This is a genomic window from Bordetella genomosp. 5 (genome assembly GCF_002261475.1).
Taxonomy (GTDB): domain Bacteria; phylum Pseudomonadota; class Gammaproteobacteria; order Burkholderiales; family Burkholderiaceae_B; genus Bordetella.
Genome location: NZ_NEVN01000001.1, coordinates 611,001 through 633,560 on the forward strand (window position 1 = coordinate 611,001; position 22,560 = coordinate 633,560).

Here is a 22,560-nt window from a genome sequence, read left to right on the forward strand (position 1 = left end):
GGACTTAGCGCTGATACGAGATATCAGCGCGGCGGTTTTCCGCGAAGTCAGCTTCAGACGAGCCGCTCGCCTTGGGCTTTTCTTTGCCGAAGGAGATCGTTTCGATCTGATTGTCGGTTACGCCGAGCAGCGTCATCATGCGACGGACAGCATCGGCACGACGCTGGCCCAGGGCCAGGTTGTATTCCGCGCCACCGCGTTCGTCGGTGTTGCCTTCGATCTTGATGCGCTGTTGCGGATGCGAAGCCAGGTAACGGGCGTGGGTTTCGACCAGGCCGCGGTATTGGTCCGACACCGTGTAGCTGTCGAAGTCAAAGTACACCGAGCGCTGTTGCGCCAGGATGCTTTGGGGGTTGAAGGGATCCAGGATCTGGCCGGAGGCCGACGAGCCCTGGCCGGAGCCGCTGCCCTGACCAGCTTTGTCGTCGAGAGGGACGGAGCTGCAAGCGGCCAGCGTGGCAGCAAGAGCAGCGATGGTCAGGCTTTTGGCAATGCGCGACTTCATGATAGTTCCTTTCTAAAGAGAGTCACACGTGTTATCGGGTAAATGGGCCCCACGTTGGTTCACGTATTTCCCCATTCAGGACTGACAGAGTCTGCCGCACGCGGCCATCGCTCGAGACTCCTGCAAGAACGCTACGTCCATTTTGGATGGTGGCGTAGAGGACCTGCATTCCATTCGGGGCGAAACTCGGCGACTGATCGTCACGACCATCGGTCAGCAGGTTTTCGGTCCCGGAGGACAGGTTCAGCGAGGCGATCCGAAACGCGCCGTCTCGTCTTGCAACGTACAGCAGCGTCGATCCATCGGGGGAAATTCGGGGTGAAATGTTGTAACCACCGTTAAATGTGAGGCGGCGTGCGTCGCCACCATCCAGGCCGGTTTGATAGATTTGCGGCCCGCCACTGCGGTCACTGGTAAAGATAATGGAACGGCCGTCAGGCGTAAAGTTCGGCTCGGTGTCAATCCCGGGAGAACGTGTAATACGGCGCATATTTGAGCCACCTGCCGCATTGACGATGTAAATTTGCGACAGCCCGTCACGCGTCAGGGCCACGGCGAGCTGGCTGCCGTCGGGCGACCACGCGGGTGCGCTGTTGTTGCCCTTGAAGTTGGCGACCGGCACGCGCGCGCTGGTGGCGAGCGTGTGCGAGTACACCACCGGCTTGCCCGACTCGAAGCTCACGTAGGCGAGCTTGCTGCCATCGGGCGACCAGGACGGCGAAATGATGGGTTCGCGCGAGCGCAGCGCGACTTGCGGATTCTGACCGTCGGCGTCGGCAACCTGCAGCTCGTACGTGCTGCCTTGCTTGAGCACGTAAGCGATGCGGGTCGAGAACACGCCGCGCACACCGGTGATCTTTTCGTAGATGCGGTCGGCGATCTGGTGCGCCACGCGGCGCAGCTCTTGTTCGGTGCCGGAGAACGCGACGCCGTCGAGCTGGCCCTTCTTGACCGTATCGCCGAGGCGATAGCGGACGTCGTAACGGCCGTCGGCCGTGCGGGTGATCGTGCCATAGGCGATGAAGTCAGCGCCACGGCCACGCCAGTCGTCGTAGGCGAGCTGCGAATCGACATTCAGGTTGGCGCCGGCGGCGTTGATCAGGCGGAACTGGCCCGTGCGGGTCAGGTCGGCGCGAATCACTTCGGCCAGCGCGCGGCCTCGGGTGTCATCGCCGGCGAAGTCGGCGATGGCTACGGGGTACTGAGTGGCTCCGGTGCCGGAAATGTCCACGCGCAATTGTGCGTGGGCCGGATGCCAGGCCAGCATGGCGGCGACAAGCAGCACCAATGCGAGGCCATACGATCGCAAGATCCCCGGCAGGGTGCGTCGGGATGCGGGTGTCATGGTCGGCGATCTCCTGTCAATCATACATACGGTATACAACGTCGATGATGGGCTCGTAGCGGCCCGTCGAAGGCTTGGGGAACGGATTGCATCGGCGGATGCCGGTCTCGACCGCGCGGTCGAAGCCGGTATTGCCCGATGAGGACGTGAGCGTCACGCCCTTGACCGATCCATCATTACTCAACTGTACCCGGTATTGGGCGGTCGGATTGGACGATCCGGCACGCGGCGGGGTCGGATATGCCACGCCCGGCTGCACGCAGGCACGCACCTTGGCGCCGTAGCCGTCGTCGCGACCACCACCCGCCTGGTTGCGATCCGCCGTGCCACCCGGGATGCCGGCGGCGCCCAGGGCATCGTTGCGGAACGCGTCGCGCAGTGCCTTGTCGGCGGCAGCCTTCTTGGCGGCTTCTTCCTTGGCCTTTTTCTCGGCGGCGGTCTTTTCGGCGGCCGCCTTCTCAGCGGCGGCCTTCTTGGCAGCCTCTTCCTTGACCTTCTTCTCGGCAGCCGCCTTCTCGGCAGCGGCCTTTTCGGCGGCTTCCTTCTTCTCGGCGGCTTCCTTCTTGGCGGCCTCTTCCTTCGCCTTCTGTTCGGCGGCGGCCTTTTCGGCAGCGTCCTTCTTGGCCTGCTCTTCCTTGGCCTTCTTCTCGGCGGCCGCTTTCTCGGCGGCAGCCTTCTCGGCCGCGGCCTTTTCGGCAGCCTTGCGCTCCTGCTCGATGCGCTGCTTTTCCTTCAGCTCGGCGGCCTTGCGCTCTTCTTCGAGACGCTGCTTTTCCTTGGCGGCCTCGGCGGCTTCACGCGCCTTTTCCTCTTCCTCGCGCTTCTTGCGTTGGGCTTCGAGCGCGATTTCGGGATCCGGCGTCTCCTTGGGCTGCTGCGTCTGTTGCGGCGGCGGAGGAGGCGGAGGGGGCGGAGGCGGCGGCGCGGGATCCGGTTCGGGCGGAGGCGTGGGCGTCGGGTCCGGCTTGGGCTCGGGCGTGGGGTCTTCCTTGGGCGGCGGGGGCGACACCGGCGAATTGCCGTCCGCCCACAGCTCGACCTGCACCGGGCCCGGATTCTCCGAACGCCAGTTCACGCCGAAAATCAGCGCGATCAGGAGCAGGACGTGCACCCCCACCGCGAGGCCGAGGGCCTTGCGGTTGTCCTGCTTTTCGGGCGTGGCAGGGGCGGTGTCGTCGTGCTTGAAAAGAGGTGGCGTCATGAGCGTCGCAAAGGCTGGCGCGGCGGCCGATTAACGTTTCTGGGCGGGTTTCGCCTGGCTTTGAGCTGCGCCGCCCTGGTCGACCAGCAGGCCCAGCTTGGTGATGCCGCTGGAACGCAGTTCGTCCATGACCTTGACCACCTGTTCGTAGGGCACCTTGCCGTCGGCGGCGATCACCACCGGCGTATCGGCCGTGATGCGCGACTGCACTTCGGAGACCAGCGCCGTGGACGCGATCTCGGTCGGCGTGGCGCCCGGCTCGCGCATGCGCACCGAGATCTTGCCGGCCTCGTCGATCTGCACCTCGAGCGGCGTGGCGGGCACGTCGGACGCCTGCCCCACCGAAGGCAGCTGAATCAGACCGGGGGTGATCAGCGGCGCGGTCACCATGAAGATCACGAGCAGAACCAGCATCACGTCGATATAGGGAACGACGTTGATGTCGGCCTTCATGCGGCGGCTCGAACGGCCGCCCGAGCGTACCGAGGGCATCAGCGCACCTGCCGTTGCAGAATATTCAGGAATTCGTCGACGAAGCTATCGAAGCGGATCGACAGACGGTCGATGTCGTTGGTGAAGCGGTTGTAGGCCACCACCGCGGGGATGGCGGCGAACAGGCCGATGGCGGTCGCGATCAGCGCTTCGGCAATACCGGGCGCGACGGAAGCCAGCGTGGCCTGCTGCATGTTCGACAGGCCGATGAAGGCGTGCATGATGCCCCAGACCGTGCCGAGCAGACCGATGTACGGGCTGACCGAGCCGGCCGAGGCCAGGAAGTTCAGGTGCGATTCCAGGGAATCCATCTCGCGCTGGTAGGCGGCGCGCATGGCACGGCGCGGGCCGTCCAGCATGTCGCCAGCGCCACCGCCGCGGCGGGCCTTCAGGAATTCGGTCATGCCGGCATCGAAGATGCGGGCGAGGGCGCCCTGTTCGTCGCGGCGCGAGGCGACCGCCTGTTGCAGCATGGCCAGATCGCCACCCGACCAGAAATCGTCTTCGAAGCGGCGGGTCTGCTGATGCGCACGCTTGATGGCCATGCGCTTCGCAAAGATGTAGGTCCAGGACAGGATGGAAATGCCCAGAAGCATCAACATGATGAGCTGTACCGGCACGCTAGCGTGCGAGATCAGCGAAAGCAACGACATGTCGTTGGTGACTTGCATGGTTATCCCTGAAGAAATTCCAGTTTTGCACGTAGCGCGGGCGGCAACTCGGCCGGGCGCATGCGAGCCGAGTCGACGCAACACACTTGGATTTGCCCTTCGGCCAGCAGTTCCCCGTCTCGCGAGGCGCGCTGCGCGAAGTTTATCGAAGCTCCGCCCAAACGTGTAACACGACTGGTGATTGTCAGTAAGTCATCAAGACGGGCGGGCTTGCGGTACGCCATGTCCAGGTTGGTCACGACGAACAGCCGCCCCTCGTCGCGCGCCAGGTTGGATTGCTCCACGCCGAGCTCGCGCAGCCATTCGGTGCGCGCGCGTTCGAAGAACTTCAGGTAGTTGGCGTAGAAAACCACCCCGCCGGCGTCGGTGTCTTCGTAGTAGACACGGATGCGCAGGGTGGATTCGGCGGGCGTCGAAGAACTCACGATGGATGAAGACGGCGTAGTAACCCGGGCCAGAGTGGCCCGGGGGCGCAGTCTACAGCGTTTCGAGCTTGTCCAGTACAGTTTGCAGCGCGCTTTCTGCAGGAATCTTCGCGGCCTCGCTTTCGCGGCGTGCCTGCACCTCGATCACGCCGTCGTTCAGGCCGCGTTCGCCCACGGTGATCCGCAGCGGCACGCCGATCAATTCCCATTCGGCGAACATCACGCCCGGGCGCGCATCGCGGTCATCGAGAATGACGTCCACGCCCCGTGCCTTGAGCGACCCGTAGAGCTCGGTGGCCTTGTTACGAACAGTTTCGCTTTTGCCCCAGCCCACCGGGCAGATCACGACCTCGAAGGGGGCGATCGCGCGCGGCCAGATGATGCCGCGGGCGTCGTGGTTCTGCTCGATGGCGGCACCCACGATGCGGGTCACGCCGATGCCGTAGCAGCCCATCTGCATGATCGCCGGCTTGCCGGTCTCATCCAGGAAGGTGGCCTTGAGCGCCTGGGAGTACTTGGTGCCCAGGAAGAACACATGACCCACTTCGATGCCGCGCTGGATGGCGAGGTGGCCCTTGCCGTCGGGCGAGGGGTCGCCTTCCACGACGTTGCGCAGATCCGTCACCAATTCGGCCTCGGGCAGGTCACGGCCCCAGTTGACGCCACGGATGTGGAAGTCTTCGCGGTTGGCGCCGCAGACGAAGTCAGCCATGTTGGCAACGGTGCGGTCGACCACCAGGCGCACCGGGCGCACGGTGTTCAGCGGGCCGAGATAGCCCGGCTTGCAACCGAAATGCTCGACGATCTCGGCTTCGGTGGCGAAGCGGTAACCCGCCAGACCGGGCACCTTGGACGCCTTGATCTCGTTGAGTTCGTGGTCGCCGCGCAGCAGCAGCAGCCACACCTGGACCGGCTTGCCTTCCTCTTCGGTGGCCAGCACGATCGATTTGACCGTCTGGGCCAGCGGCATGCCCAGCAGCTTGGCCACGTCTTCGCACTTGGCCGCGCCCGGGGTGGGCACGTCGGCCAGCGGCTCGCCGGGGGCGGCGCGTTGCGGCAGCCGGTTGGGCGCTTCGGCCAGCTCGATGTTGGCGGCGTAATCGGACTCGGGGTTGTAGACGATCAGGTCTTCGCCGGTGTCGGCGATCACCTGGAATTCATGGCTGCGCGTGCCGCCGATCGAACCGGTATCCGCCGCCACGGCGCGGAATTCCAGGCCCAGGCGGTTGAAGATACGCATGTACGCGTCGTACATGATGTCGTAGCTGCGCTGGGCGCCGGCCTCGTCGCGATCGAACGAGTAGGCGTCTTTCATGGTGAATTCACGGCCGCGCATCAGGCCGAAGCGCGGACGGCGCTCGTCGCGGAATTTGGTCTGGATGTGATAGAAGTTGATCGGGAGCTGGCGGTAGCTCTGGATCTCGTTGCGCGCGATGTCGGTGATCACCTCTTCGGAGGTCGGCTGCAGCACGAAGTCGCGCTGGTGGCGATCCTTGATGCGCAGCAGCTCGGCGCCGTACTGCTCCCAGCGGCCCGACTCCATCCAGAGCTCGGCCGGCTGCACCACCGGCATCAGCAATTCGATGGCGCCGGCGTCGTTCATCTCGGAACGGACGATGTGCTCGATCTTGCGGATCACCTTCAGGCCCAGGGGCATGTAGGAGTAGATCCCGCCCGCGAGTTTGCGGATCATGCCCGCCCGGGTCATCAGCTGATGACTGGCGACTTCCGCCTCGGCGGGGGCTTCTCTGAGGGTGTTGAGATGGTAGTTGGATGCGCGCATGTTTAAAGGTGGCAGCAGATACGTATAATCAACTGTAATTGTATTGAATTCGGTGGGGGTGGCCCATGCTTGACCGCGAAGGCTACCGCCCCAATGTCGGCATCATTCTCGTCAATGGCAAAAACGAGGTCTTTTGGGGGAAGCGAATCCGGGAACATGCCTGGCAATTCCCGCAGGGCGGCATCAAGTACGGCGAAAGCCCGGTGCAAGCCATGTATCGCGAACTCCATGAAGAGGTGGGCCTGAAGCCCGAGCATGTCCGCATTTTGGGGCGTACACGTGATTGGCTACGTTACAACGTGCCGGATCACTTCGTCCGGCGTGAGTGGCGCGGCCACTATAAAGGACAAAAACAGATTTGGTTCCTGTTGCGGCTCGTGGGCCGTGACAGCGATGTGTGCCTGCGCTCGACGCAGCATCCGGAGTTCGATGCCTGGCGCTGGAGCCAGTATTGGGTGCCGCTCGATGCCGTGATCGAGTTCAAGCGCGAGGTTTATACCCAGGCTTTGAACGAGTTGGCGGCCATTCTTTTCCGCCGCCATCACGAGACCCGGTACCTGCGCCAGCGTGTGCATGGTCCGCGGACCTCGACGGACAATCAGCCAGCTGAAACAGACGGTCATGCGCATATTGCTGGTTGAAGACGAACGCGACATGGCGTCGTGGTTGATGCGTGCGCTCGCGCAAAGCGGGTTCCTGCCCGACCACGCGCCCGACGCGCGCACGGCCGAAGGCCTGATGGCGGGCAACGAATACGACGCGATCGTCATGGATCTGCGCCTGCCCGACAAACACGGGCTGGTGTTGCTGCGCGAGATGCGCAACCGCGACGACCGCACCCCGGTGCTGCTCCTGACGGCGCAGGGCGCCTTGCAGGATCGCGTTCGCGGGCTCAATCTGGGCGCCGACGATTTCCTGACCAAGCCCTTCGCGCTCGAAGAACTCGAGGCACGCCTGACCGCCCTGGTGCGGCGCAGCCGGGGCCGTCAGCATCCCCGCTTGCAGTGCGGATCGCTGTCCTACGACGGCGAGAGCCGCGCGTTCACGCTCGACGGCTCGCTGCTGTTCCTGACGCCGCGTGAACACGCGGCGCTGGCCGCATTGCTCACGCGCAGCGGCTACCCGGTCGACAAGACCCAGCTCTTCGGCAAGGTCTTTACGCACGATAGCGAAGCCAATCCCGATGCGATCGAGGTCGTTCTGCACCGCCTGCGCAAGAAGCTCGCGGGCAGCGACGTGCGGATCGTGACGGTGCGCGGGCTCGGCTACATGCTGGAAAGCGCGGTCAGTGAGCCCGCCAAGGAAGAGTAGCCCCGACACCGGGGACGACGCCGCCGACGCTGGCCCGGGCACCCTCCGGACGGCGTTCGCGCAGCGCTGGCGCATGCCGCTGGTGGGGATTCGCGCGCTGCTGATTTCGCTGCTGTTGCCGGGCGTCGTCATGCTGCTCGTCATCGACAGCTGGAACGACTACCGCACGCTCTCCACCATCACCAACGAAGCGTACGACTCCGCATTGCTCGAGCCCGCCCGCGTGCTCGAAAGCAGCCTGGAGTTCCTGCCCGATGGCGAGCTGCAGGTTGCCACGCCGCTCTACGCCCAGGTGATGCTCGAGTCGCGTGCCGGGCTGCGCAAGTACTACCGCATCGAAGAAATCGATCCGCCCTGGCCTGAAGGCAGCAAGACCGGGCCGGCCGCGGAGGGCCGCTCGCTGGCCGGCATGCCCGAGATGCCGCGGCCGCCGGTCTGGCCGGTCGGCAACGGCAACCCGATCTTCTACGACGCCGTCTATCGCAATGATCCCGTGCGGGCCGTCGCCGTGTTGCGCGATCTCTATTACCGCGGCACGCATCGTCAGGTGCTGGTGGTGGTGGCCGAAAGCATCGGCAAGCGGGTGGCCGCCGAAGCCAGCGCACAGCGCCAGGAAGTGCTGCGCGACGCCCGCATGCTCGCCCTCGTGGCGTTGCTGGTCTGGTGGGGCGTGAACTGGGCATTGCGTCCGCTGGTGCGACTGCGCAACGACATCCGCTCGCGCTCGCCCGACGATCTCACGCCTCTCGATGCCGCGCGCGTACCGAGCGAGGTCGCGCCCCTCGTCGAAGCGGTCAACCACCACATCGCCCGCCATCGCCGCGTGATCGACGAGCAATCGCAGTTTCTCGCCGATGCCTCGCATCAGTTGCGCACGCCGCTGGCCATCATGCTGACCCAGGCGCAATATGCGCTGCGCGAACGCGATCCCACGCGCGCCCAGGAGGGGCTGCGCGCCATCGTCGATCAGCTCGGCCGCACGCGCCGGCTCACCGAACAGTTGCTCTCGCTCGCGCACGCCAGCCAGGCCGACCCCACGCCACGCCAACAGCTCGATTTCAATGAGCTCGCACGCAACGTGGTGCTGCAGTATCTGCCGCTGGCCCACGAAAAGCGGCAGGATCTCGGCTGGGTCGATGTGCGCGGTGACGATGCCGGTCCCGACACCGATGGCGATGCCATCGTGCCGGTCCTGGGCAGCGAGGCGGAGCTGCACGAGGTGATGTCCAACCTCGTGCACAACGCCATCAATTACGCGCCCGTGGGCGCGCGCATCACCGTGTCGGTGGTGCGCGTCGAAGGCCGCGCCGAGTTCGTCGTGTCCGATGACGGCCCCGGCATCGCGCCGGTATTGCGCAGCCGCGCCTTTGCGCGCTTCGACCGCATCGACGCCGAGCGCGGCAGCAGCACGTCGGGTTCGGGACTGGGCCTCGCCATCGCCCGCGCCTTCGCGCGCCGCAACGATGGCGACATCGAATTGCGTGACGGCGAACCCAACAATCAGGGCGGCACCGGCCTCGCCGCCGTCTTCTGGATCCCCTTGCTCAGTGATAACCCTGGGATTCAGGAGGCCGACAGCGCAAAGAAAGCTGTTTAGCAGCTTCGCTTCGTATTCTCCTCGCGTGTCCCCGCAACGGGACGACGGCATCCGCATTCCAGGGTGCCGTGTTACGAGCCGCGCATCCGCGCGCGAGGAGCAAGTGTGGAGCTTTCAAACTACAAGAAGGACTACTACGGGGGCGCGCTGATGGTGTTGATCGGCGCATCGGCCGTATACGCCGGTACCGACTATCACCTGGGCACGTTGTCGCACATGGGGCCGGGATTCTTTCCCGCGGCCATCGGCACGCTGCTGGCACTGGTCGGCCTGATGATCGCCGCGTCGGCGCGTTCGCGCGGCAATGCCGATGCCGTCAGCGAAAAGGGTCTGCCTGTCGAGGGCGGCCACGGTCATGCGTTTCCCGATCTGCGCGGCGGCGCCTGCATTCTGCTGGGCATCCTGGCGTTTCTGCTGCTGGGCGAGTGGGGCGGTCTGCTGCCCGCGACCTTCGCCATCGTCTTCATCTCCGCCCTGGGCGACCGCACCAACACGATCAAGCAGGCCCTGCTGCTGGCCTCGTCCATGTGCGTGATCGCGATCGTCGTGTTCTGGTGGGCGCTGCAACTGCAGCTGCCGCTCTTTCGTTGGGGTTGATGCACCATGATCGCTCAATCATTGCAAGACCTCTGGTACGGCTTCGGTGTTGCCTTTCAATGGCACAACCTGATGTGGTCGTTCTTCGGCGTGCTGGTGGGTAACCTCATCGGCGTGCTGCCCGGCATGGGGGCGCTGTCCGCCATCTCGATCCTGCTGCCGCTCACCTACGTGATGCAGCCGGTGCCGGCGATCCTGATGCTGGCCGGCATCTTCTACGGTTCGCAATACGGCGGCGCCATCGGCGCGATTCTGCTGAATCTGCCGTCGCATCCGCCGCATGCCGTGACCTGCCTGGATGGTTATCCACTCACTAAACAGGGCAGGGGAGGAACGGCGCTCGGCATCACGATGATCTGCTCGTTCTTCGCCGCATCGGTGGGCATCATCGTCATGATCTTCGCTTCGCCCCTGCTGGTGGAGATCGCCTTCAAGTTCGGCCCCACCGAAATCTTCTCGATCATGCTGCTCGGTCTGCTGGCCGGCGCGACCATGTCGCGCGGCTCGCCGCTCAAGGGCGTCGCCATGACGCTGTTCGGCCTGATGTGCGGCGTGGTGGGTACCGACGTGAACACGGGCACGATCCGCTTCTCGTTCGGCTTGATCGACTTGTCCGATGGACTCGAACTCGTTGCGATCTCGATGGGCCTGTTCGGCGTCGCCGACTTCCTGATGAGCGTCAATCGCATGGCCACCATCAGCACGGGCGCCAAGCTGCGCGTGCGCGACATGCGTCCGAGCCGTCAGGAGATGAAGGAGGCCTTCATGCCTATGGTGCGTGGCACCCTGGTCGGCACGGTCTTCGGCGCCATGCCGGGCACGGGCCCGACCATCACCACGTTCATCGCCTACGCGCTCGAACGCAAGGTGTCGCGGACGCCCGAGAAGTTCGGTACCGGCATGATCGCGGGCGTCGCCTCGCCTGAAGCGTCGTCGCACTCCAAGACGCAGGTCGACTTCATCCCGACGATGAGCCTGGGCATCCCGGGCGATGCGGTGATGGCGCTGATCCTCGGCGCGCTGCTGATTCAGGGCATCCAGCCGGGTCCGCAGCTCATCACCGAGCATCCGGACATCTTCTGGGGTTTGATCGCGAGCTTCTGGGTCGGCAACGTGCTGCTCATGGTGCTCAACGTGCCGCTCATCGGCGTGTGGGTCAAGCTGCTGCAGGTGCCTTACCGCTTCCTGTTCCCGTCCGCGCTGTTCTTCATCGCGGTGGGCGTGTTCAGTACGCAAAACAGCCTGTTCCAGATCTGGGAAGTGCTCGCGTTCGGCGTGATCGGCGCACTGCTCATGTTCCTCGACTTCTCGGTCGCCCCGATCCTGCTCGGCTTCGTGCTCGGACCGATGGTCGAAGAAAACTTCCGCCGGGCCTTGCTGCTGTCGCGCGGCAACCTGAGCGTGTTCGTCGAGCGTCCCATCAGCGCCTGGTTCATCGCGGCGAGTGCGCTGCTGATCCTCGCGCAGATCTGGGCGTTCATGCGGCGTAATCGCGATAAGGCGCCGGTGGCCGCGAACGCGGGCACCTGAGCCGCAAGCGCATCTCACGCTGCGGCACCACAAGGCCAGCTCGATCGAGCTGGCCTTTTTTTCATCAACGCGAGATGGGTTTCATGCCCAGCTGCTGATAGCGCGGCGGCAGGCGCTCGAACAGGAAGTCCACGAAGGTGCGCACCGCCGGGATCATGCCGCGCCGCGACGGATAGATGCAGTGCACGATGCCTTCCGGCGACTGCCAATCGGGCAGCACCGTGACGAGTTCGCCGCGGCGAATCTCGGCCTGCGTTGCGATCGACGGCAGCAGCGCGATGCCGCGCCCGCGCACCGCGGCTTCGGTAAGCACGATGAAGTCGTTGCAGCAGAGTTGCGGCTGCAGCGCCACGTCGATCGATTCGCCCCGGCCGTTGCGCAGTGCCCAGTGCACTTCGCTCTGCGGATCATCGAAGCTGAGCGTGGCATGTGAGCTCAGATCCTGCGGCGTGTCGGGCGTGCCGTGGCGCTGCAGATACGCAGGGCTCGCCACCAGGGTGCCACTCGCGATGCCGAGCTGACGCACGACCAGTTCGGCGTCGGTGTCCAGCCGCGTGCGCACGCGCAGCGCGAGATCCACCCCTTCGTTGATGAGATCGACGCGCCGGTTCGTGACCATCAGCTGCACCGACACCGCGGGCCAGGCATCCATGAACTCGGGCAGCAGCGGCGCGAGCAGTTGCTGCGCAATCGACACCGGGCAGCTCACCAGCACCGGCCCGGCGGGTTCGGTCTGCAACTGGCGCATCGCCTCTTCGGCCGCACGCGCGGACACCGCCATCTCGCGGCAATAGTGCAGGTAGCGTTCGCCCGCGGTCGTGAGGCGCAGGCGTCGGGTCGTGCGTTGCAGCAGCCGCACGCCCAGTCGCTCTTCCAGTTGCGAGATGCGGCGCGAGAGGCGCGACTTCGGAATGTCGAGCGCGCGCGCGGCGGCGCTGAAACCACCCTGGTCCACCACCTGGGCGAAGTAGAAGAGATCGTTGAGATCGTGCATCTCTATTGTTCTACCTATAGAACTTTTAGTTCATCTTAACCGGGTTTATGGATCTAATGAAGCGATCTACAGTGTGGCCATGGTTAGCGCGGCAAGAGGCCGCCACTACGGAGATTCCACATGAAAACCCTTGTCGTCCTGTCCTCGATCCTTGGTGATCGTTCCAATTCCCGCCACTTGGCCGATCATCTGATCGCGCGCACCAAGGCGAATGACCCCACCGGTACGATCACCGTCCGGGATCTGGCCACCCACCCGGTGCCGTACTTCGATGGCGATACCGTCGGTGCCCTGTTCTCGCCGGCCGAATCGCGCACGCCCGCCCAGCAGGACATCGTGGCGCTGAGCGATGCGCTGATCGCCGAGCTGCAGGCCGCCGATCGCGTCGTGTTCGCCCTGCCGGTCTACAACTTCAATATGCCGGCCCAGTTCAAGAGCTATCTCGACCACTTGGCGCGGGCTGGCGTCACGTTCCGTTATACGCCGGAAGGAGTGCCCGAGGGGCTGGTCAAGGGTAAGCAGGTCGTCGTGCTGATCGCCCGGGGCGGCAAGGCCGAGGGCACGCCCGGCGACACGATGACGCCGTATCTCACGCAGATGTTCGCCTTCCTCGGAATGACGGACGTGACCTACGTGGCCGCCGAAGGCCTGGCGATGGGCGAACTCGCGGCGGCGGAAGGCATGGCGCTCGCGCGTGGCCGCATCGACGAGCTGGTTGCGCCGGTCGAGGCCGCGCTCGCGGCTTGATTTCGCCCCGCCCGCAGAAGTGAAAAGCCCGGTCGGGATGGCTCCCGGCCGGGCTTTGCGCTCTGGCAGACCCGCGCTCAGTCGCGCAGGCGCTTGATCAGGCTGGACGTGTCCCAGCGGCCGCCGCCCAGCTTCTGCACGTCGCCATAGAACTGATCGACGAGCGCGGTCAACGGCACGCGGGCGCCATTGTTGCGGGCCTCGGCCAGCACCAGGCCCAGGTCCTTGCGCATCCAGTCGACGGCAAAACCGAAGTCGAATTTGTCGTCGACCATCGTGCCGCCGCGGTTTTCCATCTGCCAGCTCTGTGCCGCGCCCTTGCTGATGACGTCGAGCACGAGTTTCATGTCGAGGCCGGCCTGCTGGCCGAAGGCCACGGCTTCCGAGAGGCCCTGGACGATGCCGGCGATGCAGATCTGATTGACCATCTTGGCCAGCTGGCCCGCGCCCGGGGCGCCCACGAGCGTCACGGCACGGCCGAATGCCTGTGCCACGGGCTTGATGGTGTCGAAGACCTCGGCCTCGCCACCGCACATCACGGTGAGCACGCCGTTCACGGCGCCTGCCTGGCCGCCGGAGACGGGGGCGTCGATGAATTGCAGACCGAGTTCGCGGGCCTTTGCGTAAAGCTCGCGGGCCACGTCGGCGGAGGCGGTCGTGTGATCGACGAAGATGGCGCCTTGCTTCATGCCGGCGAAAGCGCCGTCCTCGCCCAGCACCACGCTGCGCAGGTCATCGTCGTTGCCCACGCAGGCGAACACGATATCGGCATCGGCCGCGGCTTCGCGCGGCGTGGCGGCGCTGTGGCCGCCGAACTCGGCAACCCAGGCCTGGGCCTTGGCCGCCGAACGGTTGTAGACCGTCACGGTGTGGCCGGCGCGTGCCAGATGGCCCGCCATGGGCAGACCCATGACGCCCATGCCCAGGAAAGCGACGCGGCGGGGCGTCACGTTGTCGTAGCTCTTGGTACCGATGCTTGCCATGCGGAGGACTCCGGTAAGGGGTGCGAAACAGGCGACTACCTTACCGCAATCGATAGCGCGCCGCGAGTCCGTTGCGCCGGTTTTTGCGGGCTCATGAGGTGCGCTTTTTCCATGTCGTGCGTCGCGGCGGCGCAATAAAAAACCGGCCCCGCGTAGGGGGCCGGTTTTCGAGGGGCGCGAGGCCGGCGCGAGCCGGCTTCAGGCTTACTCTTCTTCGACGAAGGTTTCCTGGCGCTTCTTGCGGATCGCGGGGAGAGCGACCAGCACGATCAGGAACAGGGCCACGGCCAGCAGCGATGCCGACAGCGGACGCGTCACGAAGGTACCGAAGTCGCCACGCGACAGCAGCAGGGCGCGACGGAAGTTTTCTTCCATCATGGGACCCAGAACCAGACCCAGCAGCAGCGGTGCGCCTTCGCACTTCAGCTTCGACCACACATAACCCACCACACCGAAGGCGGCAGTCATGAATACGTCGAAGGTGTTGTAGTTCAGCGAATACACACCGATCGTGCAGAACACCAGAATGGCCGGGAACAGGATGCGGTAGGGCACCTTGAGCAGCTTGACCCACAGGCCGATCAGCGGCAGGTTCAGCACCACCAGCATCAGGTTACCGATCCACATGGAGGCGATCAGACCCCAGAACAGCTCCGGGTGGCTGGTCATGACCTGCGGGCCGGGCTGAATGTTGTGGATGGTCATTGCACCCACCATCAGCGCCATCACGGCGTTGCCCGGGATACCCAGGGTCAGCAGCGGGATGAACGAGGTCTGGGCTGCGGCGTTGTTCGCCGATTCCGGACCCGCCAGGCCGGCCGGGTGGCCCTTGCCGAAGCGCTCGGGGTTCTTCGAGATCTTCTTCTCGAGGGTGTACGAGGCGAACGACGACAGCACGGCGCCACCGCCCGGCAGGATGCCCAGGGCCGAACCCAGGGCCGTACCACGCAGCACGGCGGGGGCGGCTTCCTTGAATTCCTGCTTGTTGGGATACAGCGAGCCGATCTTGTCGGTGATGTCGACGCGGTTTTCCTTCTGCTCGAGGTTGGTCATGATTTCGGCGAAGCCGAACACGCCCATGGCCACGATGGCGAAGTCGATGCCGTCCTGCAGTTCGGGGATGCCGAAGTCGAAGCGGGCGACGCCCGAGTTCACGTCGGTACCGACCATGCCGAGCAGCAGACCCAGGATGATCATGGCGATTGCCTTGGGCAGCGAGCCCGAGGCCAGCACCACGGCACCCACCAGACCCAGCACCATCAGCGAGAAGTATTCGGCGGGGCCGAACTTGAACGCCAATTGAGCCAGTTCCGGGGCCACCCAGGCCAGCAGCAGCGTGGCCACGCAACCTGCGAAGAACGAACCCAGAGCCGCGATGGCCAGGGCCGCGCCGGCGCGGCCGTTGCGGGCCATCTGGTGACCATCGAGCACGGTCACCACCGCGGATGTCTCACCGGGTAGCGCCACCAGAATGGCCGTGGTGGAACCGCCGTATTGCGCGCCGTAGTAAATACCGGCAAGCATGATCAGGCCGGCCACCGGAGGCAGCACGTACGTGATCGGCAGCAGCATGGCGATGGTCGGCACGGGGCCGATGCCAGGCAGCACGCCGATCAGGGTGCCCAGGATGCAGCCCAGCAGGGCGTATGCGAGGTTCTCCGGCGTGAACGCGACGCCGAAGCCCATCATGAGGTTGTCAAACAATTCCATGTGGCTCTCCTTAATTGCCCAAGAACGACGGCCACAGCGGGAAGATCAGGCCCAGACCCTTGATGAAGGCCAGGTACGAGAACACCACCAGGAAAATGCCGTTGGCAACGGCCACTTTGAGGCTGAACTCATGGCTGGCCAGGCTGCTGGTCACCACGAGCACGAACACCGAGATGTAGATGCCGAGGGGTTTGAGGATCAGGGCGTACAGGACGACCGAACCCACCACGAGAAAGACGATGCGCCAGTCGAAACGATCCACATGCGTTTCAGTGGCTTTCTTGGCCAGGGAGCCGATCAGAACGATCGCGCCCAGCAATGCCAGGACGAGTCCCAGCCAGAAGGGAAAGTATCCCGGGCCCATGCGGGCGGCAGTACCCATTTGGTAGCTGCTTGCCTGCCAGGCGAATCCCAGTCCAAGGGCGATGAACATCACCCCCGACCAGAAGTCCTGCCGATTGCGTAGCTGCATGATTGGTTGGCTCCTGTTTTACAGCATGTAGATAAGGCTCAAGCCCGGCGAGTGTGTTGGTCTCTGGCGACGGGCGCAAAAAAGGCACTTAAGGGTGCCATTTGTTGTTTTTGAAAGCTCTGAACGCCTCTTTTGAAAGCGGAAAAGGCTTTTTTGAAGGCCGAATACTAATTGAGGGCAAGCGCAAAACAAACCCTGGAGCCAGCGCCTGAGCTCGGGGTTTTCCCTAGAAATTCGCCTGTATAGGGGATCATCCTGCCCTCAGATGTAACGCCGGGCGCGGAATGAAGGTGTTTTGAAAGCAGAATGAAAGCTTTAAGAAAGGATGGTGAAAGTGGGCCGTTGCAGCCCGGGGGCATCCTGCTTTCACCGTGGGGGTGAAAGCCATCTGGCAATTCGCTTTCAGGTTCTACCGAATATTGCCGTGTTTCTCAGCTTGCGTGAAGAGGCCCGGACACGTTCCGGATGGTTTACGATAGCGCCCATGTTGCATGACCTCGACCAACTCGCCGCCCGTATCGGGCAAATGGTGCAGCGCACCCGGCAGCTTCATGCCGAACGCGATGCGTTGCGTATCCGCTTGAATGAGAGCGAAGCCGAGCATCGCGCGCTACAAGCCCGCTATGCCGAACGCGAAGCCGAACTTCTCGCTTTGTCGTCGCGTGCGCGCGAACACGACTCCGCCGCCGATCTGCTGCGTGCCGAAGCGCAGCGCGCCGAAGCGGCGCTGCGTGAAGAGCTGGCGCGCGAATCCGCCGACCGGCATGCGCTCGAAGCGCGCGCTTCGGCGCGCGAAGCCGAGCTGCAGGGCAACCTGTTCGCGCGTGACAACGATCTTCAGCGCCTGCGTCTGGCCGCTTCGTCGGCGCGTGAGCGCATCGACGCAGTGCTCGCCCGCCTGCCGGGCGCCGCCGCCGAGGAGCAGCACTGATGGAACGTCTCGATATCAGCCTGCTGGGCCGTGATTATTCGCTCGCCTGCTCCGCCGAAGAAAAGCCCGTGCTGCTGGCCGCCGTGCGTCACGTCGACCAACTCATGCAGCGCATCCAGGGCACCGGCAAGGTTTCCAGCAACGAACGCATCGCCGTGATGACTGCGCTGCAGATCGCCGGTGAGTTGCTTGCCATGAAGGCGCCGGATGGTCCGCTGGGCGGTTTGGCGGTCGGCGACTTCAAGCGTAGAATCGAGGAAATGAACACGATGCTCGACGATGCGTTGTCGGGACAGGAAAAGCTGATCTGACCGATCGTTTTTCCTTCGGGTTCAGGGCGCGGTGCGCAGTCTGGCTTGCAGGCCAGGCGGCAAGCGGCGCCCAGGTTGCCTGAGGCTGGTTTTCAGGCACCACCCGCAGACTTCCTGGCAGGGAAGCTCTCTGGCGCTACCGCTACGGCGGCCCAGGCTTTCCTGCCTTCCCGGTTGTCCCTGCGGTGCTCGTGACTTGGCCATACATTCTCTGAACCTATGTCTTATGGCATATTGGTTGCGGGAGTGTAGAGCTGGCGTGATTGTCTCTCGCAGACGAACCCAAGGCTCTACGGAACGCGACCACCTTGAACCTCAGGGTTCGAGATGCCGGCCTAGACGGCACCCGCGGGGCATCTTCTCCCGCAGGCCTGCTTCCACGCAGGTCTGCGGTCCCCACGCAGCACGCACGCCGCTTCATCCCTCCTGCGGCCGTGCCCGCGCCCGCCCACATCCCTTTCAGTCCCTTTCTGAATCCGGCGTTTTCGTCGCCTGGGTCGTGCGTACACACGCGTGCTTACACCTCATTTCACTGTTGCGCGCGCGTGCGCGCGAGACCTGATAGCGTTCTGCTTGCGTGTGGGTGCCGGTTGCCCGCCGCCGCGTTCCGGGCCAGGCCCACGCGCATCGTCCGGCGGTTTATCAGAAAAGGTTGTTGCGATGACCCATTACTCGCGTTCCGCTCATTCCTCCGCTCCCGTGCTGAAGCGCCTTGCAGCCGCTTGCGGCGCCGCGCTCGCCCTGGCTTGCGTGTCCGCCGTTCAGGCCCAGACCGCCGCGCCGGCCCCGGCCGAGGCGCAGACGTCCACGTCGACCAGCCGTTCGCCCGAGCTCAATCTGCAGGCCGGCGCCTCCACCGAGGTGGCGCAGGATACGGTGCGCATCACCCTCGCGGTCGAACTCGAGGCGGCCGACCAGTCCACCGCCGGCAAGCGCCTGTCCGCCGCGCTCGACGAAGTCGTCAAGCGCGCCAAGGACACCAAGGGTGTCGAAGTCCGTTCGGGTGGCTACAACGTCTGGCCCAACTCGAGCAGCAAGGGCAAGATCACCAACTGGCGTGGCCAGGGTCAGGTGATTCTCGAGTCCAAGGATTTCGATGCGGCATCGGATCTGGCAGCCAAACTCGGCGACAAGACCGCGATCGCGAATATTCAGTTCCTGTTGTCGCGCGAAGCGCGTGAAGCCGAGGAGCGCAAGCTTCTTACCCAGGCTGCCAATGCGTTCCGCGAACGCGCGCTGGCCGCGGCCAATGCCTTTGGTTTTTCGGGCTATCGCATTGCCAAGCTCGATCTGAGCGGCGGCGGCGAAGTGTCGATGCCGCGCCAGATGGGTGCGCAGATGATGATGAAAGACAGCGCAGCTGCCGCCGGCGTTCCGCTGGAAGCCGGCGAGGTCACGGTCAGTGTGACGGTGAGCGGGACGATCGCTTTGCAGTAATCGCAAAAAGCACGGCGCCGGCGATGAACATGGGCAGGGACAGCCACTGTCCCATGCTCATGCCGCCGGCGAGCAGGCCCAGGAAGTTATCCGGCTCGCGCGTGAATTCCACCAGGAAGCGGAAGCCGCCATATCCCATCAGGAACAGCGCGCTCACCTGGCCGGTGGGGCGGGGCTTGCTCGAGAACCACCACAGGATCGCGAACAGCACCAGGCCTTCGAGGCCGAGCTCGTACAGCTGCGAAGGATGGCGCGGGAGCCCGTCGCCCGATCCCGGGAACACCATGGCCCAAGGCACGTCGGTGGGGCGTCCCCACAGTTCACCGTTGATGAAATTGCCCAGCCGGCCCGCGCCCAGGCCCAGCGGGATCAGCGGCGCAATGAAGTCGGCCACCGTGAAAAACGAGGTTTTGTGCTTGCGCGCGAACAGCAGCATCACGACGATCACGCCGATCAGGCCGCCATGAAACGCCATGCCGCCCTGCCAGAGATAGAAAATCTCGATCGGGTTGCTCAGGTAGTAACCCGGCTTGTAGAACAGCACGTAGCCCAGACGGCCGCCCACCACCACGCCCAGCACGCTATAGAAGATCAGGTCTTCGAGGCCGCGCGCGGTCATCATGCCGCCCTTGCCCTGCGCGATGCGATAGCGGCCCAGGCCATACACCAACGCGAACGCCAGCAGATACATCAGGCCATACCAGTGGATCGCAAGCGGTCCGATCTGTATGGCGACGGGGTCGAATTGGGGGTACTGAAGCATGTTGCGCCCGGCAGAGGAAGATGGTCGATAATAACCGGCGAATGATTCGATTGCGCGCGGGCTCGCCGTGCGCAGCGCCGGTCCAGGAGACAAGACCATGCCGAACAACGAACGTTCCCGCCACATCACGGAAGGCGTCGCCCGTGCGCCCAATCGCGCCATGTATTACGGCCTGGGCTACCGGGAGGCCGATTTCGCCAATCCGATGATCGGCGTGGCCAACGGCCATTCCACCATCACGCCCTGTAATAGCGGTTTGCAGCGTCTCGCCGACGCCGCGATCGACGCGGTGCGCGCCGCGCGGGCCAATCCCCAGGTTTTCGGCACACCCACCATCTCGGACGGCATGTCGATGGGCACCGAGGGCATGAAGTATTCGCTCGTGTCGCGCGAGGTCATCGCCGACTGCATCGAAACCGCGGTGCAGGGGCAGTGGATGGATGGCGTGGTCGTCATCGGCGGATGCGACAAGAACATGCCCGGTGGCATGATCGCGCTCGCCCGCAGCAACGTGCCAGGAATCTACGTCTACGGCGGCACGATCAAACCCGGCCGGCACAAAGGGCAGGACCTGACCATCGTGTCCGTGTTCGAGGCCGTGGGCGAGTACACCATGGGCCGCATGGACGAAGCCGAGTTCAAGCAGATCGAGCAGTGCGCGATCCCCGGGTCGGGTTCCTGCGGGGGCATGTACACGGCCAACACCATGAGTTCGGCGTTCGAGGCGATGGGCATGAGCCTGCCGTACTCGAGCACCATGGCCAACGTGGACGACGAAAAAGTCGTGTCGGCAGCCGAGTCGGCCCGCGTCCTGGTCGATGCGGTACGCGCGGGCCGCAAGCCACGCGACATCATCACCCGCGAATCCATCGAAAACGCCGTCGCCGTGATCATGGCCACCGGGGGCTCCACCAATGCGGTGCTGCACTTCCTGGCGATCGCGCATGCGGCCGAGGTGCCCTGGACCATCGACGATTTCGAGCGCATGCGCCGCAGGGTCCCGGTGATCTGCGACCTCAAGCCTTCCGGCCGCTATGTCGCCACGGATCTGCATCGCGCCGGCGGCATCCCGCAAGTCATGAAGCTCCTGCTGAATGCAGGCCTGCTGCACGGTGAGTGCATGACGATCTCCGGCCAGACCATCGCCGAGGTGCTCGCCGACGTCCCCGACCAGCCCGACGCCGCGCAGGACGTGATTCACCCCATCGACAAGGCGCTGTACCCGCAAGGGCATCTGGCCATTCTCAAGGGCAATCTGTCGCCCGAAGGCTGCGTTGCCAAGATCACGGGCCTGAAGAATCCGGTCATCACCGGCCCGGCGCGTGTCTTCGATTCCGAAGATGCGGCGATGGCCGCCATCATGGCCCGCGAGATCCGGCGCGGCGACGTGGTGGTGATCCGCTACGAAGGTCCCAAGGGCGGGCCCGGTATGCGCGAGATGCTGGCGCCCACCTCGGCGCTGATCGGTCAGGGGCTCGGCGAGACGGTCGGGCTCATCACCGACGGCAGGTTCTCCGGCGGCACGTGGGGCATGGTGGTCGGGCACGTCGCGCCCGAGGCCTATGTGGGCGGTCCGATCGCCCTGATACGCGAAGGCGATTCGGTTACCATCGATGCCCATCAGCTGCTGCTGCAGCTGAACATCAGCGACGAGGAAATGGCGGCTCGTCGCCGCGACTGGACGCAACCCAGTCCGCGATATACCCGAGGTGTGCTGGCCAAGTTCGGTCATCTCGCCAGCTCCGCCAGTCGTGGGGCAGTTACCGATGCATTTGAATCGTAGTTTGTGGGTGCTGGGCGCGAGCGTCGTGTTCGCGGTCAGCGCTCAGGCGCAGACCACCGGCCTCGATCTGGCCAAGAGCAAGGCCTGTATGGCCTGTCACCAGGTCGAGAGCAAGCGGGTGGGCCCGCCGCTCAAGAGCGTGGCCGAGCGCTATGCCGGTCAGGCCGAATCCGTGGAATATCTGGCCAACAAAATTCGTCATGGCGGGCGCGGTGCCTGGGGTGCCGTGCCGATGCCGGCGCAATCGCAAGTCAGCGCCGATGAGGCGCATCAACTGGCGGAGTGGATTCTCACGCTGTCGCCCGCCAAGCCTTGATCTAGAGAGGAATCATCATGTCGCAATCGACGGAAGTCGCAGTACTGGGCGGTGGCTGCTTCTGGTGTGTGGAAGCTGTATTCAAGGATCTGCGTGGCGTCGTCAGCGTGCTGCCCGGTTATGCCGGTGGTCATGTCGACAATCCCACCTACGAGCAGGTCTGCAACAAAGACACCGGTCATATCGAAGTCGCGCGTGTCGAGTTCGATCCGGCCGAGCTGAGTTTCAGCGACCTGCTGCGCGTGTTCTTCGCCACGCACGATCCCACCACGCCGGGCCGCCAGGGCAACGACGTCGGTCCGCAATACGAATCGGCCATTTTCTGGCAGGACGAAACGCAACGCGATCAGGCGCAGGCCATCATCGACGAGGTCAACGCGGCCCGGATCTACGATGCGCCGATCGTCACCAAGTTGCTGCCGCCGGCGCATTTCTGGCAGGCCGAGGATTACCACCGCGATTACTTCGCGCTGCATCCCGACCAGGGCTATTGCCAATTCGTCATCGCGCCCAAGGTCGCCAAGTTCCGCAAGCAGTTCCACGATCGGCTGTCGCGCTGAGGGGCACGCCGCGCATCGGGCGCGGTGCAGGCCGCGCGCGCTCGGCATCGCCGGTCCAAAAAAATAGCCCGTGGCGTGAGCCGCGGGCTATTTTCA

The 22,560-nt window shown here is 64.5% G+C and carries 24 protein-coding genes and 1 other RNA gene; 13 read left to right on the forward strand and 12 right to left on the reverse strand.

All coding sequences use genetic code 11. The features are described 5' to 3' along the window. Positions 1 to 4: 4 nt before the first annotated feature. Genes pal through CEK29_RS02925 form a run of 7 tightly spaced genes read right to left on the reverse strand, consistent with a single transcriptional unit; the run spans position 5 to position 6,422 of the window. Complete coding sequence (gene pal / locus CEK29_RS02895) at positions 5 to 505, reverse strand: peptidoglycan-associated lipoprotein Pal (protein WP_094798673.1); 501 nt, start codon at positions 503 to 505, stop codon at positions 5 to 7. A gap of 31 nt (positions 506 to 536) precedes the next feature. Next, complete coding sequence (tolB, locus tag CEK29_RS02900; protein ID WP_094798674.1) at positions 537 to 1,850, reverse strand: Tol-Pal system beta propeller repeat protein TolB; 1,314 nt, start codon at positions 1,848 to 1,850, stop codon at positions 537 to 539. Positions 1,851 to 1,866: 16 nt separating this feature from the next. Continuing rightward, positions 1,867 to 3,051 (reverse strand): cell envelope integrity protein TolA, encoded by a 1,185-nt coding sequence (gene tolA / locus CEK29_RS02905; RefSeq protein ID WP_094857262.1) that lies wholly within the window; start codon positions 3,049 to 3,051, stop codon positions 1,867 to 1,869. 30 nt (positions 3,052 to 3,081) lie between these two features. Then, positions 3,082 to 3,543, reverse strand: coding sequence for a protein TolR (gene tolR / locus CEK29_RS02910; protein ID WP_094798676.1), 462 nt, complete (start codon positions 3,541 to 3,543; stop codon positions 3,082 to 3,084). Beyond that, positions 3,543 to 4,214 carry a protein TolQ gene (gene tolQ / locus CEK29_RS02915; RefSeq protein ID WP_094798677.1) on the reverse strand — a complete coding sequence of 224 codons (672 nt, stop codon included), beginning with the start codon at positions 4,212 to 4,214 and terminating at the stop codon, positions 3,543 to 3,545. Before tolQ ends, tolR begins: the two co-directional genes overlap by 1 nt. Before the next feature lie 2 nt (positions 4,215 to 4,216). Next, on the reverse strand, positions 4,217 to 4,639 hold the full coding sequence (ybgC, locus tag CEK29_RS02920; protein WP_094798678.1) for a tol-pal system-associated acyl-CoA thioesterase: 423 nt from the start codon (positions 4,637 to 4,639) through the stop codon (positions 4,217 to 4,219). A gap of 52 nt (positions 4,640 to 4,691) precedes the next feature. After that, positions 4,692 to 6,422, reverse strand: a complete 1,731-nt coding sequence (locus CEK29_RS02925) for a proline--tRNA ligase (protein ID WP_094857263.1) — start codon at positions 6,420 to 6,422, stop codon at positions 4,692 to 4,694. Positions 6,423 to 6,487: 65 nt separating this feature from the next. On the opposite strand from CEK29_RS02925, the gene CEK29_RS02930 reads away from it, so the two are divergent. From CEK29_RS02930 to CEK29_RS02950, 5 genes are all read left to right on the forward strand, one after another. Continuing rightward, positions 6,488 to 7,063 carry an RNA pyrophosphohydrolase gene (locus CEK29_RS02930; protein WP_094798680.1) on the forward strand — a complete coding sequence of 192 codons (576 nt, stop codon included), beginning with the start codon at positions 6,488 to 6,490 and terminating at the stop codon, positions 7,061 to 7,063. Further along, on the forward strand, positions 7,044 to 7,733 hold the full coding sequence (locus CEK29_RS02935; RefSeq protein WP_094798681.1) for a response regulator: 690 nt from the start codon (positions 7,044 to 7,046) through the stop codon (positions 7,731 to 7,733). The genes CEK29_RS02930 and CEK29_RS02935 overlap by 20 nt, the downstream gene beginning before the upstream one ends. A gap of 73 nt (positions 7,734 to 7,806) precedes the next feature. After that, positions 7,807 to 9,330 carry a sensor histidine kinase gene (locus CEK29_RS02940; RefSeq protein WP_249278936.1) on the forward strand — a complete coding sequence of 508 codons (1,524 nt, stop codon included), beginning with the start codon at positions 7,807 to 7,809 and terminating at the stop codon, positions 9,328 to 9,330. Positions 9,331 to 9,480: 150 nt separating this feature from the next. Continuing rightward, on the forward strand, positions 9,481 to 9,927 hold the full coding sequence (locus tag CEK29_RS02945) for a tripartite tricarboxylate transporter TctB family protein (protein ID WP_094798760.1): 447 nt from the start codon (positions 9,481 to 9,483) through the stop codon (positions 9,925 to 9,927). A 6-nt stretch (positions 9,928 to 9,933) separates the two neighbouring features. After that, the gene (locus CEK29_RS02950; protein WP_094798682.1) at positions 9,934 to 11,457 is read left to right on the forward strand and encodes a tripartite tricarboxylate transporter permease; all 1,524 of its coding nucleotides are present in this window, start codon (positions 9,934 to 9,936) and stop codon (positions 11,455 to 11,457) included. 64 nt (positions 11,458 to 11,521) lie between these two features. On the opposite strand, the gene CEK29_RS02955 is transcribed toward CEK29_RS02950, so the two are convergent. Beyond that, positions 11,522 to 12,451, reverse strand: a complete 930-nt coding sequence (locus CEK29_RS02955; RefSeq protein WP_094857264.1) for a LysR family transcriptional regulator — start codon at positions 12,449 to 12,451, stop codon at positions 11,522 to 11,524. 120 nt (positions 12,452 to 12,571) lie between these two features. Here CEK29_RS02955 and CEK29_RS02960 point away from each other — a divergent pair, with 120 nt between their 5' ends. Further along, positions 12,572 to 13,198, forward strand: a complete 627-nt coding sequence (locus tag CEK29_RS02960; RefSeq protein ID WP_094857265.1) for an FMN-dependent NADH-azoreductase — start codon at positions 12,572 to 12,574, stop codon at positions 13,196 to 13,198. A gap of 77 nt (positions 13,199 to 13,275) precedes the next feature. Here CEK29_RS02960 and CEK29_RS02965 read toward each other — a convergent pair whose 3' ends face one another. From CEK29_RS02965 to CEK29_RS02975, 3 genes are all read right to left on the reverse strand, one after another. Then, a complete protein-coding gene (locus CEK29_RS02965) occupies positions 13,276 to 14,181 on the reverse strand; it encodes an NAD(P)-dependent oxidoreductase (protein WP_094798685.1) in 906 nt (301 codons plus the stop codon). A 204-nt stretch (positions 14,182 to 14,385) separates the two neighbouring features. Then, on the reverse strand, positions 14,386 to 15,891 hold the full coding sequence (locus CEK29_RS02970) for a tripartite tricarboxylate transporter permease (RefSeq protein WP_094857266.1): 1,506 nt from the start codon (positions 15,889 to 15,891) through the stop codon (positions 14,386 to 14,388). A gap of 10 nt (positions 15,892 to 15,901) precedes the next feature. After that, on the reverse strand, positions 15,902 to 16,363 hold the full coding sequence (locus CEK29_RS02975; RefSeq protein ID WP_094857267.1) for a tripartite tricarboxylate transporter TctB family protein: 462 nt from the start codon (positions 16,361 to 16,363) through the stop codon (positions 15,902 to 15,904). Between the two features lie 484 nt (positions 16,364 to 16,847). Here CEK29_RS02975 and CEK29_RS02980 point away from each other — a divergent pair, with 484 nt between their 5' ends. The 4 genes from CEK29_RS02980 (at position 16,848) to CEK29_RS02995 (ending at position 19,042) form a co-directional block, all read left to right on the forward strand. Next, positions 16,848 to 17,294 (forward strand): hypothetical protein, encoded by a 447-nt coding sequence (locus CEK29_RS02980; RefSeq protein ID WP_249278937.1) that lies wholly within the window; start codon positions 16,848 to 16,850, stop codon positions 17,292 to 17,294. After that, positions 17,294 to 17,605, forward strand: coding sequence for a cell division protein ZapA (locus CEK29_RS02985; RefSeq protein ID WP_094798688.1), 312 nt, complete (start codon positions 17,294 to 17,296; stop codon positions 17,603 to 17,605). The genes CEK29_RS02980 and CEK29_RS02985 overlap by 1 nt, the downstream gene beginning before the upstream one ends. Positions 17,606 to 17,779: 174 nt before the next feature. Then, a non-coding RNA gene (ssrS, locus tag CEK29_RS02990) (6S RNA) lies at positions 17,780 to 17,964 on the forward strand. A gap of 301 nt (positions 17,965 to 18,265) precedes the next feature. Then, positions 18,266 to 19,042: an SIMPL domain-containing protein gene (locus tag CEK29_RS02995; RefSeq protein WP_094798689.1), complete on the forward strand. Its 777-nt coding sequence runs from the start codon at positions 18,266 to 18,268 to the stop codon at positions 19,040 to 19,042. Here the strand turns inward: CEK29_RS02995 and lgt are convergent. Continuing rightward, a complete protein-coding gene (gene lgt / locus CEK29_RS03000) occupies positions 19,005 to 19,805 on the reverse strand; it encodes a prolipoprotein diacylglyceryl transferase (RefSeq protein WP_094798690.1) in 801 nt (266 codons plus the stop codon). The genes CEK29_RS02995 and lgt overlap by 38 nt on opposite strands. A 97-nt stretch (positions 19,806 to 19,902) precedes the next feature. Between lgt and ilvD the strand changes: the two genes are divergently transcribed. From ilvD to msrA, 3 genes are read left to right on the forward strand one after another with little or no spacing between them, the layout of a single operon-like run. After that, the gene (gene ilvD / locus CEK29_RS03005) at positions 19,903 to 21,588 is read left to right on the forward strand and encodes a dihydroxy-acid dehydratase (RefSeq protein WP_094857268.1); all 1,686 of its coding nucleotides are present in this window, start codon (positions 19,903 to 19,905) and stop codon (positions 21,586 to 21,588) included. Then, the gene (locus CEK29_RS03010) at positions 21,572 to 21,904 is read left to right on the forward strand and encodes a c-type cytochrome (RefSeq protein ID WP_176456823.1); all 333 of its coding nucleotides are present in this window, start codon (positions 21,572 to 21,574) and stop codon (positions 21,902 to 21,904) included. The genes ilvD and CEK29_RS03010 overlap by 17 nt, the downstream gene beginning before the upstream one ends. Positions 21,905 to 21,921: 17 nt before the next feature. Then, on the forward strand, positions 21,922 to 22,464 hold the full coding sequence (msrA, locus tag CEK29_RS03015; protein WP_094798692.1) for a peptide-methionine (S)-S-oxide reductase MsrA: 543 nt from the start codon (positions 21,922 to 21,924) through the stop codon (positions 22,462 to 22,464). Positions 22,465 to 22,560 lie beyond the last annotated feature (96 nt).

Bases quoted from the DNA above. Each gene is read 5' to 3' on its own strand.
- tolA (WP_094857262.1), bottom strand. From the start codon at position 3,051: ATGACGCCACCTCTTTTCAAGCACGACGACACCGCCCCTGCCACGCCC.
- CEK29_RS02980 (WP_249278937.1), top strand. From the start codon at position 16,848: ATGTTGCATGACCTCGACCAACTCGCCGCCCGTATCGGGCAAATGGTG.
- CEK29_RS02940 (WP_249278936.1), top strand. From the start codon at position 7,807: ATGCCGCTGGTGGGGATTCGCGCGCTGCTGATTTCGCTGCTGTTGCCG.
- CEK29_RS02975 (WP_094857267.1), bottom strand. From the start codon at position 16,363: ATGCAGCTACGCAATCGGCAGGACTTCTGGTCGGGGGTGATGTTCATC.
- CEK29_RS03010 (WP_176456823.1), top strand. From the start codon at position 21,572: ATGCATTTGAATCGTAGTTTGTGGGTGCTGGGCGCGAGCGTCGTGTTC.
- CEK29_RS02965 (WP_094798685.1), bottom strand. From the start codon at position 14,181: ATGGCAAGCATCGGTACCAAGAGCTACGACAACGTGACGCCCCGCCGC.
- ilvD (WP_094857268.1), top strand. From the start codon at position 19,903: ATGCCGAACAACGAACGTTCCCGCCACATCACGGAAGGCGTCGCCCGT.
- CEK29_RS02930 (WP_094798680.1), top strand. From the start codon at position 6,488: ATGCTTGACCGCGAAGGCTACCGCCCCAATGTCGGCATCATTCTCGTC.
- lgt (WP_094798690.1), bottom strand. From the start codon at position 19,805: ATGCTTCAGTACCCCCAATTCGACCCCGTCGCCATACAGATCGGACCG.
- CEK29_RS02970 (WP_094857266.1), bottom strand. From the start codon at position 15,891: ATGGAATTGTTTGACAACCTCATGATGGGCTTCGGCGTCGCGTTCACG.
- CEK29_RS02945 (WP_094798760.1), top strand. From the start codon at position 9,481: ATGGTGTTGATCGGCGCATCGGCCGTATACGCCGGTACCGACTATCAC.
- pal (WP_094798673.1), bottom strand. From the start codon at position 505: ATGAAGTCGCGCATTGCCAAAAGCCTGACCATCGCTGCTCTTGCTGCC.
- CEK29_RS02935 (WP_094798681.1), top strand. From the start codon at position 7,044: ATGCGCATATTGCTGGTTGAAGACGAACGCGACATGGCGTCGTGGTTG.
- tolR (WP_094798676.1), bottom strand. From the start codon at position 3,543: ATGCCCTCGGTACGCTCGGGCGGCCGTTCGAGCCGCCGCATGAAGGCC.
- CEK29_RS02955 (WP_094857264.1), bottom strand. From the start codon at position 12,451: ATGCACGATCTCAACGATCTCTTCTACTTCGCCCAGGTGGTGGACCAG.
- tolB (WP_094798674.1), bottom strand. From the start codon at position 1,850: ATGACACCCGCATCCCGACGCACCCTGCCGGGGATCTTGCGATCGTAT.
- CEK29_RS02960 (WP_094857265.1), top strand. From the start codon at position 12,572: ATGAAAACCCTTGTCGTCCTGTCCTCGATCCTTGGTGATCGTTCCAAT.
- CEK29_RS02925 (WP_094857263.1), bottom strand. From the start codon at position 6,422: ATGCGCGCATCCAACTACCATCTCAACACCCTCAGAGAAGCCCCCGCC.
- CEK29_RS02985 (WP_094798688.1), top strand. From the start codon at position 17,294: ATGGAACGTCTCGATATCAGCCTGCTGGGCCGTGATTATTCGCTCGCC.
- msrA (WP_094798692.1), top strand. From the start codon at position 21,922: ATGTCGCAATCGACGGAAGTCGCAGTACTGGGCGGTGGCTGCTTCTGG.
- tolQ (WP_094798677.1), bottom strand. From the start codon at position 4,214: ATGCAAGTCACCAACGACATGTCGTTGCTTTCGCTGATCTCGCACGCT.
- CEK29_RS02995 (WP_094798689.1), top strand. From the start codon at position 18,266: ATGACCCATTACTCGCGTTCCGCTCATTCCTCCGCTCCCGTGCTGAAG.
- CEK29_RS02950 (WP_094798682.1), top strand. From the start codon at position 9,934: ATGATCGCTCAATCATTGCAAGACCTCTGGTACGGCTTCGGTGTTGCC.